The 15,775-nt window shown below is 64.3% G+C and carries 12 protein-coding genes; 6 read left to right on the top strand and 6 right to left on the bottom strand.

The genetic code is table 11. The features are described 5' to 3' along the window. The first annotated feature begins 1 nt into the window (after position 1). The 4 genes from FXN65_RS25780 (at position 2) to hemE (ending at position 9,009) form a co-directional block, all read left to right on the top strand. Positions 2–1,651 (top strand): SPOR domain-containing protein, encoded by a 1,650-nt coding sequence (locus FXN65_RS25780; protein ID WP_151137774.1) that lies wholly within the window; start codon positions 2–4, stop codon positions 1,649–1,651. A 253-nt stretch (positions 1,652–1,904) separates the two neighbouring features. Continuing rightward, positions 1,905–6,350 (top strand): glutamate synthase large subunit, encoded by a 4,446-nt coding sequence (gene gltB / locus FXN65_RS25775; RefSeq protein WP_151137772.1) that lies wholly within the window; start codon positions 1,905–1,907, stop codon positions 6,348–6,350. Between the two features lie 36 nt (positions 6,351–6,386). After that, on the top strand, positions 6,387–7,805 hold the full coding sequence (locus FXN65_RS25770) for an FAD-dependent oxidoreductase (protein WP_151137769.1): 1,419 nt from the start codon (positions 6,387–6,389) through the stop codon (positions 7,803–7,805). 136 nt (positions 7,806–7,941) lie between these two features. Next, positions 7,942–9,009 (top strand): uroporphyrinogen decarboxylase, encoded by a 1,068-nt coding sequence (gene hemE, locus FXN65_RS25765; protein ID WP_151137766.1) that lies wholly within the window; start codon positions 7,942–7,944, stop codon positions 9,007–9,009. Positions 9,010–9,057: 48 nt separating this feature from the next. Here hemE and FXN65_RS25760 read toward each other — a convergent pair whose 3' ends face one another. Further along, positions 9,058–9,483: a hypothetical protein gene (locus tag FXN65_RS25760; protein WP_151137763.1), complete on the bottom strand. Its 426-nt coding sequence runs from the start codon at positions 9,481–9,483 to the stop codon at positions 9,058–9,060. Positions 9,484–9,642: 159 nt separating this feature from the next. On the opposite strand from FXN65_RS25760, the gene FXN65_RS25755 reads away from it, so the two are divergent. Continuing rightward, a complete protein-coding gene (locus tag FXN65_RS25755; protein WP_151137760.1) occupies positions 9,643–10,407 on the top strand; it encodes a ParA family protein in 765 nt (254 codons plus the stop codon). Between the two features lie 56 nt (positions 10,408–10,463). Here the strand turns inward: FXN65_RS25755 and FXN65_RS25750 are convergent, their stop codons facing one another. From FXN65_RS25750 to FXN65_RS25730, 5 genes are all read right to left on the bottom strand, one after another. Continuing rightward, positions 10,464–11,288, bottom strand: a complete 825-nt coding sequence (locus tag FXN65_RS25750) for a universal stress protein (protein WP_151137758.1) — start codon at positions 11,286–11,288, stop codon at positions 10,464–10,466. A gap of 73 nt (positions 11,289–11,361) precedes the next feature. Beyond that, complete coding sequence (locus FXN65_RS25745) at positions 11,362–11,805, bottom strand: PaaI family thioesterase (RefSeq protein ID WP_151137755.1); 444 nt, start codon at positions 11,803–11,805, stop codon at positions 11,362–11,364. Between the two features lie 89 nt (positions 11,806–11,894). Next, positions 11,895–12,329, bottom strand: coding sequence for a thioredoxin TrxC (gene trxC, locus FXN65_RS25740; protein ID WP_151137753.1), 435 nt, complete (start codon positions 12,327–12,329; stop codon positions 11,895–11,897). 52 nt (positions 12,330–12,381) lie between these two features. Further along, positions 12,382–13,674: a bifunctional O-acetylhomoserine aminocarboxypropyltransferase/cysteine synthase gene (locus FXN65_RS25735; RefSeq protein WP_151137750.1), complete on the bottom strand. Its 1,293-nt coding sequence runs from the start codon at positions 13,672–13,674 to the stop codon at positions 12,382–12,384. Between the two features lie 132 nt (positions 13,675–13,806). Further along, positions 13,807–14,781 carry a sulfite exporter TauE/SafE family protein gene (locus FXN65_RS25730; RefSeq protein ID WP_151137747.1) on the bottom strand — a complete coding sequence of 325 codons (975 nt, stop codon included), beginning with the start codon at positions 14,779–14,781 and terminating at the stop codon, positions 13,807–13,809. 250 nt (positions 14,782–15,031) lie between these two features. Between FXN65_RS25730 and FXN65_RS25725 the strand changes: the two genes are divergently transcribed. Then, complete coding sequence (locus FXN65_RS25725) at positions 15,032–15,733, top strand: aspartate/glutamate racemase family protein (RefSeq protein ID WP_178119400.1); 702 nt, start codon at positions 15,032–15,034, stop codon at positions 15,731–15,733. The last annotated feature ends 42 nt before the right edge of the window (positions 15,734–15,775 follow it).

Here is a 15,775-nt window from a genome sequence, read left to right as displayed (position 1 = left end):
CATGAGCAGCCTGCACGCCGACGAGGCCTACCTCGGCCATTACCAGTTCACCCATGACCCGTTCGCGGCGCGGGTGCCTGGCTTCAAGTTCTTCCCGGCCCAGCGCAAGCCCGTGCTGGGGCAGCTTCACCATCTCGCCCGCTACAGCCAGCTGATGCTGGTGGTGAGCGGTCCCCACGGCAGCGGCAAGACGCTGTTGCGCCAGGCGCTGGTGGCCAGCACCAACAAACAGGCCGTGCAGAGTCTGGTGGTGTCGGCGCGCAATTCGGCTGAGGCCGGCGGCCTGCTGCGCCAGATCGCCCAGGGGCTGAACATCGCCCAGGCCGATGTGCGCTCCATCCTCGCCCAGGTTGCTCAACTGGCCCTGACCGGTCAGGAGGTGTACCTGCTGGTTGATGATGCCGAAGAGCTGGACGATGCCGCTCTCGGCAATCTGTTGGCCCTGGCCGAAGGTAACGTCGAGGCGCGCGCCCATGTCTTCCTGTTTGGCGAGGATTCCCTCCTCGCACGCCTCGATGCGCTGGCGGAAGGCGAGGAGCGTTTCCACGTCATCGAGCTTCAGCCCTACAGCCAGGAGGAAACTCGCGAGTACCTTGGCCAGCGACTCGAAGGCGCCGGACGTGGCGTCGAGCTGCTGAGTGATGAGCAGGTGGACGAAATCCATCTGCAGTCCGGCGGCTGGCCGGGGGCGATCAACCAGGTCGCACGCGATCTCATGATCGAAGCCATGCTTGCTGAGCGCGGGGCGTCGCGGAAATCCGCCGGCGGCTTCAGCCTGCCGAAGAAGCATCTGCTGGCCCTGGCAGTGGTCGGGGTGGGCGTGATCGCCGCCTGGATGATGCAGGGGCGCAATGAAGGTAGCGTCGAGCAGGCTCCCGCTACTGCCGAGCTGCCGTTGGGGCAGGCGCCAGCCGGTCAGGCTTCCAGCCAGGATGATTCGGGTGCTCCGGCCGTCGAGTTCGCAGGCTCCTCGCAGCCGCTGCCTTTGCCTCTGGTGGGGGAGGCCCAGCCGGTGATTCGCGAGCCGTTGGCCCAGGCCGCCGGCCAGGGCGAGCCGGAGGACGGCCCGGCGCCTGCCGAGGCTGCCAACGTGCCGCCTACGGTCACTACCATTGCGCCGCCCCAGGGCGCGACCGCCAGTCCGACGCCCGCTGTACCGGTGGAGCCCATCGTGCCGGTGCAACCGCTGCCCAAGCCGGCGCAACCCATTGCTCCCGCGCCGGCGGCGACCCAGGCTGCTACAGCCAAGCCAGCTGCACCCACTCCGGCCCCGGCGCCCAAGCCGGCTCCCGCGCCTGCCCAGGTCGCGGCCAAGCCTGCCGAGAAGCCTGCGCCGGCAACTGCGTCGGTCGCCCCGGCTGGCGTGGCGGGCAATGGCTGGTATCGTAGCCAGGCCGCCAGCCACTTCGCCCTGCAGGTGCTCGGCACCAGTTCGGAGAGCAGTGCAAAGGCCTTCGTGCAGCAGAATGGCGGGCAGTACCGCTACTTCAAGAAGCAGCACCAGGGCAAGGTGCTCTATGTCGTGACCTACGGCAGCTTCGCCAGTCGGACTGCGGCCCAGGCGGCAATCAAGTCTCTGCCGGCCAAGGTCCAGGCTGGCAAGCCCTGGCCCAAGACCTTCGCCAGCATCCAGCAGGAAATGGCTCGCTAGTTTTCCGCGAGCCTGATCCCCCGCCTTATGACCAGGTGGTCGCTAGCACGACCTCCTGGTTCATTCATTCATTTTTGCGACATCGACTTTCACTAGTTGGCCGCTAAGATTTGTGGTCGACCAATGGGCTATGTACAATGACCTCCCTTTGCCCTACGCAAAAGCTGGCGTCAAGTCCGGCGCGTATGGTAAGGAGTTGAATTACAAAGCAATTCTGCCTTTTTCTGAAGGCAACCCTGGTGAGAGTTCCCCTATGAAAGCAGGTCTGTACCATCCTGATGAATTCAAGGATAACTGCGGTTTCGGCTTGATCGCCCATATGCAGGGCGAGGCGAGCCACCATCTTCTTAAAACCGCCATCGAAGCCCTGACCTGCATGACCCACCGTGGCGGCATCAATGCCGACGGCAAGACCGGCGACGGTTGTGGTCTGTTGATCCAGAAGCCTGACCTTTTCCTGCGCGCCATCGCCAAGGAAACCTTCTCGGTCGAACTGCCGGCCCAGTACGCGGTCGGCATGGTCTTCTTCAACCAGGACCCGGTTCGCGCCGAAGCGGCTCGCGAAAACATGAATCGCGAAATCCTTGCCGCCGGCCTGCAGCTGATCGGCTGGCGCAAGGTCCCGGTGGACACCAGCGTCCTCGGCCGACTGGCCCTGGAACGCCTGCCGCAGATCGAGCAGGTGTTCATCGGTGGTGAAGGCCTTGGCGACCAGGACATGGCGGTCAAGCTGTTCAGCGCCCGTCGTCGTTCCTCCGTGGCCAACGCCGCGGATGCCGACCACTACATCTGCAGCTTCTCGAACAAGACCATCATCTACAAAGGCCTGATGATGCCGGCCGACCTGCAGCAGTTCTACCCGGACCTGGGTGACGAGCGCCTGCAGACCGCCATTTGCGTGTTCCACCAGCGTTTCTCCACCAACACCCTGCCGAAGTGGCCGCTGGCGCAGCCCTTCCGCTTCCTCGCCCACAACGGCGAGATCAACACCATCACTGGCAACCGCAACTGGGCGGTAGCCCGCCGCACCAAGTTCGCCAACGAGCAGCTGCCCGATATCGATGAGCTCGGCCCGCTGGTCAACCGCGTCGGTTCCGACTCTTCCAGCATGGATAACATGCTCGAGCTGATGGTCACCGGCGGCATCGACCTGTTCCGTGGCGTGCGCATGATCATCCCGCCGGCCTGGCAGAACATGGAAACCATGGATGCCGACCTGCGCGCCTTCTACGAATACAACTCCATGCACATGGAGCCCTGGGACGGTCCCGCCGGCGTCGTGCTCACCGACGGCCGCTACGCCGTCTGCCTGCTCGACCGCAACGGCCTGCGCCCGGCCCGCTGGGTTACCACCAAGAACGGCTACATCACCCTCGCGTCGGAAATCGGCGTGTGGGACTACAAGCCGGAAGACGTACTCGCCAAGGGCCGTGTCGGTCCTGGGCAGATCCTCGCGGTGGATACCGAAACCGGGCAGATCCTCAACACCAACGATATCGACAGCCGCCTGAAGTCGCGCCACCCGTACAAGCAGTGGCTGCGCCAGAGCGCCGTGCGCATCCAGGCCAAGCTGGACGACGACCACGGCGTGGCCAGCTACGACAGCGACCAGCTCAAGCAGTACATGAAGATGTTCCAGGTCACCTTCGAGGAGCGTGACCAGGTGCTGCGCCCGCTGGCCGAGCAGGGCCAGGAAGCCGTTGGCTCCATGGGCGACGACACTCCCATGGCCGTGCTGTCCCAGCGCGTACGTTCGCCGTTCGACTACTTCCGCCAGCAGTTCGCGCAGGTCACCAACCCGCCGATCGACCCGCTGCGCGAAGCCATCGTCATGTCCCTGGAGATCTGCCTTGGTGCCGAGCGCAACATCTTCAGCGAGTCGCCGGACCATGCCACCCGCGTGATCCTCAGCAGCCCGGTGATCTCCCCGGCCAAGTGGCGTGCCCTGATGTCCCTGGACCGCCCGGGCTTCGAGCGTCACATCATCGACCTGAACTACGATGAGAGCCTCGGTCTCGAAGCGGCCGTGCGCAACATGGCCGACCAGGCCGAAGAAGCCGTACGTTCCGGCAAGGTGCTGCTGGTCCTGACCGACCGCCACATCGCCCCCGGCAAGCTCCCGGCCCACGCCTCCCTGGCCGTTGGCGCCGTGCACCATCGCCTGGTGGAGAAGGGGCTGCGTTGCGACTGCAACATCCTGGTCGAGACCGCCACCGCCCGCGATCCGCACCACTTCGCCGTGCTGGTGGGCTTCGGCGCCTCCGCCGTGTACCCGTTCCTCGCCTATGAAGTGCTGGCTGACCTGATCCGCACCGGCGAAGTGCTGGGCGACCTGTACGAAGTCTTCAAGCACTACCGCAAGGGCATCTCCAAGGGCCTGCTGAAGATCCTGTCGAAGATGGGCATCTCCACCATCGCCTCCTACCGCGGCGCGCAGCTGTTCGAGGCTGTCGGCCTGTCCGAGGAAGTGGTCGACCTCAGCTTCCGTGGCGTCGCCAGCCGCATCAAGGGTGCGCGCTTCGTCGACATCGAGTCCGAGCAGAAGCTGCTGGCCAATGAGGCCTGGAACAACCGCAAGGCCATCCAGCAAGGTGGCCTGCTGAAGTTCGTCTACGGCGGCGAGTACCACGCGTACAACCCGGACGTGGTGAACACCCTGCAAGCCGCCGTGCAGCAGGGCAGCTACGAGAAATTCAAGGAATACACCGCGCTGGTGGACAACCGTCCGGTGTCGATGCTGCGCGACCTGCTCAAGGTCAAGACCGCCGACCAGCCGCTGCCGCTGGACGAGATCGAGCCGCTGGAGTCCATCTTCAAGCGCTTCGATGCCGCAGGTATCTCCCTCGGCGCGCTTTCCCCCGAAGCCCACGAGGCCCTGGCCGAAGCCATGAACCGACTGGGCGGCCGCTCCAACTCCGGTGAGGGCGGTGAAGACCCGGCGCGCTACGGCACCGTGAAGAGTTCCAAGATCAAGCAGGTGGCTACCGGCCGCTTTGGCGTCACCCCGGAATACCTGGTCAACGCCGAAGTGCTGCAGATCAAGGTCGCCCAGGGCGCCAAGCCCGGCGAAGGCGGCCAGCTGCCTGGTGGCAAGGTCAACGGCCTGATCGCCCGTCTGCGTTATGCAGTGCCCGGCGTCACCCTGATTTCGCCGCCGCCGCACCACGACATCTACTCCATCGAAGACCTCGCCCAGCTGATCTATGACCTCAAGCAGGTCAACCCTCAGGCGCTGGTTTCGGTGAAGCTGGTGGCTGAAGCCGGCGTCGGCACCATTGCCGCTGGCGTGGCCAAGGCCTATGCCGACCTGATCACCATCTCCGGCTATGACGGCGGTACCGGCGCATCCCCGCTGACCTCCATCAAGTACGCCGGCAGCCCGTGGGAACTGGGCCTGGCGGAAACCCACCAGACCCTGCGCGGCAACGACCTGCGCGGCAAGGTGCGCGTACAGACCGACGGCGGCCTGAAAACCGGCCTCGACGTCATCAAGGCGGCCATCCTCGGCGCCGAAAGCTTCGGCTTCGGTACCGCACCGATGATTGCCCTGGGTTGCAAATACCTGCGTATCTGCCACCTGAACAACTGCGCCACCGGCGTCGCTACCCAGAACGACAAGCTGCGCAAGGACCACTTCATCGGCACCGTCGAAATGGTGATGAACTTCTTCACCTACATCGCCGAAGAAACCCGTGAGTGGCTGGCCAAGCTGGGCGTCCGCAGCCTGAGCGAGCTGATCGGTCGCACCGACCTGCTGGAAATGCTGCCGGGCGACACCGAGAAACAGGGCTTCCTGGACCTCAGCCCGCTGCTCGGCAGCGACCACGTGCCGGCCGACAAGCCGCAGTTCTGTGAAGTCGAGAAGAACCCGCCCTTCGACCCGGGTCTCCTGGCCGAGAAGATGTGGGGTATCGCCAAGCCTGCCGTCGAAGGCAAGACCGGCGGCGTCTACGACCTGGAAATCTGCAACTGCGATCGCTCCATCGGCGCGCGCATTTCCGGTGAAATCGCCCGTCGCCACGGCAACCAGGGCATGAAGGACGCTCCGGTGACCTTCCGCTTCCGTGGTACCGCGGGCCAGAGCTTCGGCGTGTGGAACGCCGGTGGCCTGAACCTCTACCTCGAAGGCGACGCCAACGACTACGTGGGCAAGGGCATGACCGGTGGCAAGGTGGTGATCACCCCGCCGAAGGGCAGCCCGTTCAAGAGCCAGGAGTCGGCCATCGTCGGCAACACCTGCCTCTACGGCGCCACGGGCGGAAAGCTGTTCGCCGCAGGTACCGCAGGCGAGCGTTTCGCAGTGCGTAACTCCGGTGCCCACGCTGTGGTGGAAGGTACCGGCGATCACTGCTGCGAATACATGACCGGCGGTTTCGTCTGCGTTCTCGGCAAGACCGGCTACAACTTCGGTTCCGGCATGACCGGCGGCTTCGCCTACGTGCTGGACCAGGACAACAGCTTCGTCGACCGGGTCAACCACGAACTGGTGGAAATCCAGCGCATCAGCAACGAGTCCATGGAGGCCTACCGTAGCCACCTGCACGGCGTGCTGGTCGAATACGTGAAGGAAACCTCCAGCGACTGGGGCGCCCACCTGCTCGAGAACCTGGACGATTACCTGCGCAAGTTCTGGCTGGTCAAGCCGAAGGCCGCGAGCCTGGCTTCGCTGCTCTCCAGCACCCGTGCCAACCCGCAATAACAACAGCGCCTGAAGTGGTTTGATGAGGTTTTTTTAATGACTGAACGTCTGAACAACGACTTCCAGTTCATCGAGGTCGGGCGCAAGGATCCGAAGAAGAAACTGCTGCGCCAGCGCAAGAAGGAATTCGTCGAGATCCATGACCTGTTCAAGCCGCAGCAAGCGGCCGACCAGGCTCACCGCTGCCTCGGCTGCGGCAACCCGTATTGCGAGTGGAAGTGCCCGGTGCACAACTTCATTCCGAACTGGCTGAAGCTGGTATCGGAAGGCAACATCCTGGCCGCCGCCGAGCTGTCGCACCAGACCAACACCCTGCCGGAAGTCTGCGGCCGCGTGTGCCCGCAGGACCGCCTCTGCGAAGGCGCCTGCACCCTGAACGACGGCTTCGGTGCCGTGACCATCGGCTCGGTGGAGAAGTACATCACCGACACCGCCTTCGCCATGGGCTGGCGGCCGGACATGTCCAAGGTCAAGCCCACCGGCAAGCGCGTCGCCGTGATCGGTGCGGGCCCGGCGGGCCTGGGCTGCGCCGACGTACTGGTGCGTAATGGCGTGACCCCGGTGGTCTTCGACAAGAACCCGGAAATCGGCGGTCTGCTGACCTTCGGTATCCCCGAGTTCAAGCTCGAGAAGCATGTGCTGAGCCGTCGCCGTGAAGTGTTCACCGGCATGGGTGTCGAGTTCCGCCTGAACACCGAAGTGGGCAAGGACGTGACCATGGACCAACTGCTCGAGGAATTCGATGCGGTCTTCATGGGCATGGGTACCTACACCTACATGAAAGGCGGCTTCCCGGGCGAAGACCTCCCGGGCGTGCACGACGCGCTCGACTTCCTGATCGCCAACGTCAACCGCAACCTCGGTTTCGAGAAGTCCCCCGAGGACTTCGTCGACATGAAGGGCAAGCGCGTGGTGGTCCTGGGGGGTGGCGACACCGCGATGGACTGCAACCGCACTTCCATTCGCCAGGGCGCCAAGGCCGTGACCTGCGCCTACCGCCGTGACGAAGAGAACATGCCGGGTTCGCGCAAAGAGGTGAAGAACGCCAAGGAAGAGGGCGTGAAGTTCCTCTTCAACCGCCAGCCCATCGCCATCGTCGGCGAGGACAAGGTGGAAGGCGTGAAGGTGGTCGAGACCCGTCTCGGCGAGCCGGACGCCCGTGGCCGTCGCAGCCCCGAGCCGATTCCGGGCTCCGAGGAGATCATCCCGGCCGAGGCCGTGCTGATCGCCTTCGGTTTCCGCCCGAGCCCGGCTCCCTGGTTCGAGCAGTTCGAGATCAGCATCGACAACCAGGGCCGCGTGGTGGCACCCGCCCAGGCGCAGTTCAAGCACCAGACCAGCAACCCGAAGATCTTCGCCGGTGGCGACATGGTTCGTGGTTCCGATCTGGTGGTGACTGCGATCTTCGAAGGCCGTACGGCTGCCGAAGGCATCCTGGACTACCTGGGCGTTTAAGCTGCTGCGCTCGCTATGCTTTAAGCGCTGGGGGCGCAGCGACTAAATGTCGCGCAAGACAAAAGGCACGGCACCCGCCGTGCCTTTTGCATTGGGCTCTGCGAAAATGCCCGCACTTTTTTGCTGGAATCCTGCCATGACCGCTCTGAAGAACGACCGTTTCCTTCGCGCGCTGCTGAAGCAGCCAGTCGACGTCACCCCTGTCTGGATGATGCGCCAGGCCGGTCGCTATTTGCCGGAGTACCGCGCGACCCGCGCCAAGGCCGGCGACTTCATGAGCCTGTGCATGAACCCCGAGCTGGCCTGCGAAGTGACCCTGCAGCCGCTGGATCGTTACCCGCAACTGGACGCGGCGATCCTCTTCTCCGACATCCTCACCATCCCCGACGCCATGGGCCAGGGCCTGTTCTTCGAGTCCGGCGAAGGCCCGCGCTTCAAGAAGGTGGTGAACAACCAGGCCGATATCGACGCCCTGCCGATTCCCGACGCGGAGAAGGACCTGGGCTACGTGATGGACGCCGTGCGCACCATTCGTCTTGAGCTGAACGGCCGCGTGCCGCTGATCGGCTTCTCCGGCAGCCCCTGGACCCTGGCCACCTACATGGTCGAAGGTGGCTCCAGCCGTGACTTCCGCAAGTCCAAGGCGATGCTCTACGACAACCCGCAGGCCATGCACGCCCTGCTGGACAAGCTGGCCCAGTCGGTAACCGCCTACCTCAGCGGCCAGATCATGGCCGGCGCCCAGGCGGTGCAGATCTTCGACTCCTGGGGCGGCGCGCTGTCCGCGGCGGCCTATCAGGAGTTCTCCCTGGCCTACATGAAGAAGATCGTCGATGGCCTGATCCGCGAGCACGACGGTCGTCGTGTGCCGGTGATTCTCTTCACCAAGGGTGGTGGACTCTGGCTGGAATCCATGGCCGATACCGGTGCCGAAGCCCTGGGCCTGGACTGGACCTGCGACATCGGCAGCGCCCGCGCCCGCGTAGGCAGCAAGGTGGCGCTGCAGGGCAACATGGACCCCTCCGTGCTCTACGCCAACCCGGCTGCCATCCGCGCCGAGGTGGGCCGCATCCTCGCGGCGTACGGCAATGGCTCGGGCCATGTCTTCAACCTTGGCCATGGCATCACCCCGGAAGTCGACCCCGCCCACGCCGGCGCCTTCTTCGAGGCGGTGCACGAGCTGTCGGCGCAGTACCACGCCTGAGCAGCCTCCCGAACATGAAAAAGCCCGGCAATGCCGGGCTTTTTTGACTCAGAGAGCGTCGAACTTCTTCTCGATCTTGCGCTTTTCCAAGGTGTACTGGGCGAGGTCGATTTGCTTGGCGCCGAGTTGGTCATCCAGGGCTTGGATTTCCTTTTCCTTAAGCTTGTCGACATGCGCCTTGGTGGCCTGATAGTTGATGGCACGGGAGGCGTCGTAGCCGCTGATTGGGTCCCAGAGGATGGAGAGCGGCCAGAACAGAAGGTTGACCACGCCAAAACCGTATTCGCGCCCATAGAAGGACCCGCCGCCCGGCAGGAGGCCGAGCGCTGCACCCGTTCCAGGGTTCTTTTCGACCACAGCCAGACCTCGGGCTTCGTAATGATCAAGCTCGGCCTTCTGGGCAGAGTTGAGTCCGGTGGCACATCCTGTGCCCAGGCTGATGACGATGGCGGCGAGCAAAATGCGTGGTGACACGGGGGAACTCCTTTTATATGTTTTTCCTGGCCGCGTTCTCGCGCGGCGGCGAAGGCTACCACGCGTAATATCAATAGGCCATTATTCGTCGGGATTGCCTGAGAGCGGCAGGCGCGATACAACCCTGCTTCAGTCCATCGAAGGCAAAGGAGAAGGCGCATGCGGCGCGTGGTTTTCAATCAGAAGGGCGGAGTGGGCAAATCCAGCATTGCCTGCAACCTGGCGGCGGTGAGCGCTTCGCAGGGGTATCGCACCCTGCTGATCGACCTGGATGCCCAGGCCAACTCCACGCATTACCTCACCGGCCTGACCGGCGAGGAAATTCCGATGGGGATCGCCGATTTCTTCAAGCAGACCCTGTCGGCAACGGCCTTCCGCAAAGGCAAGGTGGATATCTACGAAACCCCCTACGAAAACCTGCACGTGGTGACCGCCACGGCCGAGCTGGCCGACCTGCAGCCCAAGCTGGAGGCCAAGCACAAGATCAACAAGCTGCGTAAGTTGCTGGAGGACCTGAGCGAGGACTACGACCGCATCTACCTGGATACGCCGCCGGCATTGAACTTCTATACGGTTTCCGCACTGATCGCTGCCGATCGCTGCCTGATTCCCTTCGACTGCGACAGCTTCTCGCGCAATGCGCTCTACGGCCTGCTGGCGGAGATCGAGGAACTCAAGGAGGACCACAACGAAGGCCTGGAAGTGGAAGGCATCGTGGTCAACCAGTTCCAGCCTCGGGCTTCGTTGCCCCAGCAACTGCTGGATGAGTTGGTGGAAGAAGGGCTGCCGGTACTGCCGGTGAACCTGATGATGTCGGTGAAGATGCGCGAGTCGCACCAGGCCTGCAAACCGCTGATTTATCTCGAACCCCGGCACAAGCTGACCCAGCAGTTCGTCGAGCTGCACGATCTGTTGGAAAGCTGAAGGGGACGATTGTGCGGAAGTCCCCATTCGCCCCTGCTTGCCGGGGGGCGAATGCGCTATTTGACCAGCAAAAGGTCGCAGGGCGGGGCTTGCAGGTAACGCAAGGCGAGGCTGCCCAGCAGGGCCTGGGATATCAGGCTGCGGCCATGGCTGCCGAGGGCCAGCAATTGCGGACGTCGCTCGGCGACAGCTTCGTCCAAGGCTCGGGGCAGGGCGCCGCGCACCACTTCCAGCTCCATCGCCGGAGTCTGGCCCGCAAGGCCGGACAGTTCGTCTTCCAGCAGTTTCCCCAGCAATTCCCGTTGAGTGGCGAGTAAGTCGGTCGCATTGCCGCTCTTCGTCAGCAGTCGGCTGCCCAGTTCCATCACGTTGATGGCGACCAGGCGGGCTTCCTGAGGTAACAGGGCGCAGGCATTGCGAAGGGCATCGCAGGCGCAGAGGGAGAAGTCCAGCGCCACGGCAGCCTCCTGGTAGGGCTCGTCCGCCTGTTCGCCCATCACCAGCAGCAGGGGAGCGCCCAGGTGGCGGGCGACCCGCTCCAGGGTGGTGCCGATGAACAGTTCCGGTGCGTTGTGGTGATGCCGGCCGATCACCAGCAGGTCGGCCTGGCTGTCGCCCATCTCTTCGAGGATCTGCTGGGCTGGGCGGCCTTTGCGCAGGAGCAGTTGGCAATCCTCCACACCCAATCGTGCCAGGTGCTCGCTGAAGTATTGCTGGGCGGCGTCGCGCAGGTTGTTCTGGACGGCGTTGGGGAGGTGATCTTCGAGGACATGCAGGACGGAGAGGCGTGTGCCGAGCTGGCGGTTGAGCTGGATGGCGCGGTGCAATGCGATGTCAGCCTCGCGGCTGAGGTCATGGGCAACCAGGATGTGCTTGAACATGGTGTGGACCTCCTCTGGAGGCCACACTCTGCGGCCCTTCGCCGCGCGGCAGATTGATCCAGCGCAAGGCCGCTCAATGTGCCCGCACCTGGTACAGCCCGCGGCTTTCGGCGACCACCTCTCCCTCGGCGTCCAATAGCTGCAGCTCCAGCCAGTAGTCGGCCTTGCCGCTGGCTTCGGCTTCGTTCTGGATGCGCGTGATCTCCGCCTGGTCGATGCGCGCGTCCACCGTGATGTCGCCCTTGGCCGGCCGGCGGAAGCGCAGGTTCATCTCCTTCACCACGGGGTAAAAGCGACGGGCGTCGAAACTGGTGAGAAACAGTGCGCCGCCGGGCATCTCGGCCAGCGTGAAGATCGCCCCGGCATACAGGGTACCGATGTGATTCTGGTTGCCTTGCAGCGGCATGCGAAGGCGCACGTGGCCGGGCTCCAGGACTTCGGCCTGCAGGCCGCTGCGTTTGACGAAGGCGATCTGTTCTTCGGTGAGCTGGCGAACCAGCTCCAGGGGCATGGACATGGCGGGCTCCGGTGTTGGGATTTCCAGAGCCTAGCCGGCGCGGCGAGCCCGGCAATGACCGGGATGGCCAGCGCGATTGACCGAAGCGATCAGATGCCCTGGGAACTGAGCCAGCCGATCAATTGGGGCAGTGGCAGGGCACCGCTCTGGCGGGCGACTTCCTTGCCGTCCTTGAACAGGATCAACGTCGGAATGGAGCGGATGCCCAGTTGCCCCGCGAGGTTGCGATTGGCTTCGCTGTCCAGCTTGCCCAGGCGGCAGCGGCCCTGGAGTTGGCTCGCAGCCTGCTGGTAGATCGGGGCGAAAGCCTTGCAGGGGCCGCACCAGTCCGCCCAGACGTCCACCAGAAGCGGCAGGTCGCCACGCAGTTGTTTGGCAAATCCGGCTTCGTTCAGGTCGAACGGGGCAGGGGGAAGCACGGCCCCCTTGCAGTGGCCGCAGCGCGGGGAATCGCCCAGGCGGGCCGCGGGAATGCGGTTCAGCCCGGCGCATTGGGCGCAGGGAATGAGCAGGGGATCGGTCATGGTCGGCTCCAGATCGGGACTAACCCTGATCTGGAGCCGGGACCGGCACAAATCAAGTCCCCGGCGCTTGGGAGCGGGAGGCCTCCAGGGCCTGGGCCAGGTCGGCGAGGATGTCGTCGATGTGCTCGATGCCGATGGACAGGCGCACCATGTCGCGGCTCACCCCCGCCCGTGCCAGTTCTTCTTCGTTGAGCTGGCGGTGAGTGGTGGAGGCCGGGTGGCAGGCCAGGGACTTGGCGTCGCCGATGTTCACCAGGCGCACCACCAGTTTCAGGGCATCGATGAAGCGCGTACCGGCTTCGATGCCGCCGAGGATGCCGAAGCTGAGGATGGAGGCCGGTTTGCCGCCGGTGTAGCGCTGCGCCAGGGCATGTTCAGGATGATCCGGCAGGCCGGCGTACTTCACCCACGCCACCTGCGGGTGCGCTTGCAGGAAACGGGCGACTTCGCGCGCGTTGCCGGTGTGACGCTCCATGCGCAGGGCAAGGGTCTCCAGGCCCTGGAGGATCAGGAACGCGTTGAACGGCGAGAGCGCCGCGCCCATGTTGCGCAGGGGCACAACGCGGCAGCGGCCGATGAAGGCTGCGGGACCGAAGGCTTCGGTGTAGGTGACGCCGTGGTAGGACGGGTCGGGGGTGTTGAGTAGTGGAAAGCGGTCCTTGTGCCGGGCCCAGGGGAACTGTCCGGAGTCGACAACGATGCCGCCAATGCTGGTGCCATGGCCACCAATGTACTTGGTCAGCGAATGCACCACGATGTCCGCACCGTGCTCGAAGGGTCGGCAGAGGATGGGCGTGGCCACGGTGTTGTCGACGATCAGCGGCACGCCGTGACGGTGGGCCGCCTCGGCCAGGGCTGCGAGGTCGACGATGTTGCCCGCCGGGTTGCCGATGGACTCGCAGAACACCGCCTTGGTGCGGTCGTCGATAAGCGCTTCCAGGGCGGCAATGTCGTCATGGGCGGCGAAGCGTACCTGGATGCCCGAACGCGGCAGGGTGTGGGCGAAGAGGTTGTAGGTGCCGCCATAGAGCTTGGCCACCGAGACGATGTTGTCGCCGGCTTCGGCGAGCGTCTGGATGGCATAGGTGATGGCCGCCATGCCCGAGGCGACCGCCAGGGCGCCAACGCCTCCTTCCAGCGCCGCGACACGCTTTTCCAGCACGTCGTTGGTGGGGTTCATGATCCGGCTGTAGATGTTGCCGGCCACCTTGAGATCGAACAGGTCCGCCCCGTGCTGGGTGTCATCGAAGGCGTAGGAGGTGGTCTGGTAGATCGGCACGGCCACGGCCTTGGTGGTCGGGTCAGGGCTGTAGCCGGCGTGTACGGCGAGGGTTTCCGGTTTCATGCAGTTGCGTTCCTTCGGCAGTTGGAGGCACGCAGCATGTGAAAACACACCGGCCCCGGTCAATCCGTCGAAAGGACTGACAGGGGCCGGGGCTAGAACCTTTGCTTCTGTACTTGGATCGTCGTCGTGTGATCAGGCCAGGGATTTGTAGATGTTGAAGGCGCTGATCAGGGTGATCAGGCAGCCGACGATGATCAGCAGGGTGCGCGGCGAAAGCCTCTTGCACAGCAGGGCGGCAAGGGGCGCGGCGAAGAGGCCGCCGAATACCAGGCCGGCGACCATCTTCCAGGTATCCGGCTGGCCGGCCAGGAGGATGAAGGAGGTGGCGCTGGAGATGGTCAGGAAGAACTCGGCGAAGTTCACCGAGCCGATGGTGGTGCGCGGGTCGGTGCCGGAGCCGATCAGGCTGCTGGTCACTACCGGGCCCCAGCCGCCACCGCCAGCTGCATCGACGAAGCCGCCGAACAAGGCCAGTTTGGCAACGTGCCTGGGCGCCTTGCGCTTGGCGACATGGCGGTAGGCCTTGCTCAGGATGTACAGGCCCATGAGCAGCAGGTAGGCGGAGATGAAGGGTTTGAGCGCCGCGCCATCGAACTGGGTGATCAGCACTGCACCGAGCACGGCACCGATGATTCCCGGCAGCAGCAGGCGCAGGAACAGGGACTTGTTGACGTTGCCGAGCTTCACGTGGGAGATGCCGGACAGACCGGTGGTGAAGACCTCTGCGATGTGCACGCTGGCGCTGGCTGCGGCGGGGGAGGCGCCGGCACTGAGCAGGAAGGTGGTGGCGGTGATGCCATAGGCCATGCCCAGGGCACCGTCGATGACCTGTGCGAAGAAGCCGACCGCCACGGCGCTCCAGAAGCCCTTGCTGGTCAGGGCGTTTTCGATGATCTCCAGGCCGCTGCCGCCGCCGTTGTCGAAGAACAGGCGCCAGGAGAGGAAACCGAGCAGACCCACCAGGATGAGGATCGCCGCCCACATGGCGGCCCGCAGGACCGGGTGGTCGTCAGGATGGGAAACGAAATCTTCGACTGGCGGAATCCCCAGCGCTTCGTGTTCGGTGTTGATCGAACTCTGGCTGAGGTCGAGGTCGCGAATCTTCATGCGGGCACAGCGCCTGACAGTGGGTGGTAGAACAGGCTGGAATAAGCAGGGGGCCGAAGATAATTCGCTTTTCTTAGATAGTCTAAGAAGATTTGTGCAGGTTTATATTCCATTTCGTGCGTACGGGCCTTCGCAGGCGGCCGGCGCTCATTCGACGTGGCTGTACCTCCAAGTTGCCTGGCAACTGTATTCCCGACCTGCGGTGGGCCTGGACTAGGCTGGGGTTTTCCATTTCGAGGAGAGGGCTGCCATGCGCATGCTGGGTGTACTGGGCGGGATGAGCTGGGAATCGACCGTAACCTATTACCAGTTGCTCAACCGCGGTGTGCGCGATCACCTGGGTGGTCTGCACTCCGCGCCGCTATTGCTGCATTCAGTGGACTTCGCGCCGATCGCTGCCCGGCAGAAGGCCGGCGAATGGGATGCCGCGGGCCAGGTGCTGGCTGAGGCCGCAAGGGGGCTCGAGGGAGCCGGTGCCACGGCGCTGCTGCTGGCGACCAACACGATGCACAAGGTGGCGGCAGCCATCGAGCAGGCTGTGGATATCCCGCTCCTGCACATTGGCGATGCCGTCGGCCAGGCGCTGCAGGGGCAAGGGGTTGAGCGCGCGGCGCTGCTTGGCACCCGCTTCACCATGCAGGAGGCCTTCTATCGCGAGCGTCTGGGCCAGCACTACGGCATCGAAGTGCTGGTGCCGGGTGCCCAGGCCATCAGCGAAATCGACCGGGTGATCTTCCAGGAACTGTGCGTCGGCCAGTTCCTGCCCGATGCACGTGCCTTCTACCTCGACCAGCTGGCGCAGCTGAAGGCGCAGGGTGCGCAGGCGGCGATACTTGGCTGCACCGAGATCGGGCTGCTGCTGGAAGGCTGCGAATCGCCGCTGCCGCTGGTGGACAGCGGCGAGCGGCATGTCGCGATGGGGCTGGAGTGGATGCTGGACTGCGCGCTTTGATTCGTAGGAGCCAGCTTGCTGGCGAAAAAAACCTGTTCGCTA

It is taken from the genome of Pseudomonas lalkuanensis (assembly GCF_008807375.1).
In the GTDB taxonomy this organism is placed as follows: Bacteria; Pseudomonadota; Gammaproteobacteria; order Pseudomonadales; family Pseudomonadaceae; genus Metapseudomonas; species Metapseudomonas lalkuanensis.
Note: the sequence above shows the minus strand (reverse complement) of the source record. Positions and strands in the feature narration are given on the sequence as shown.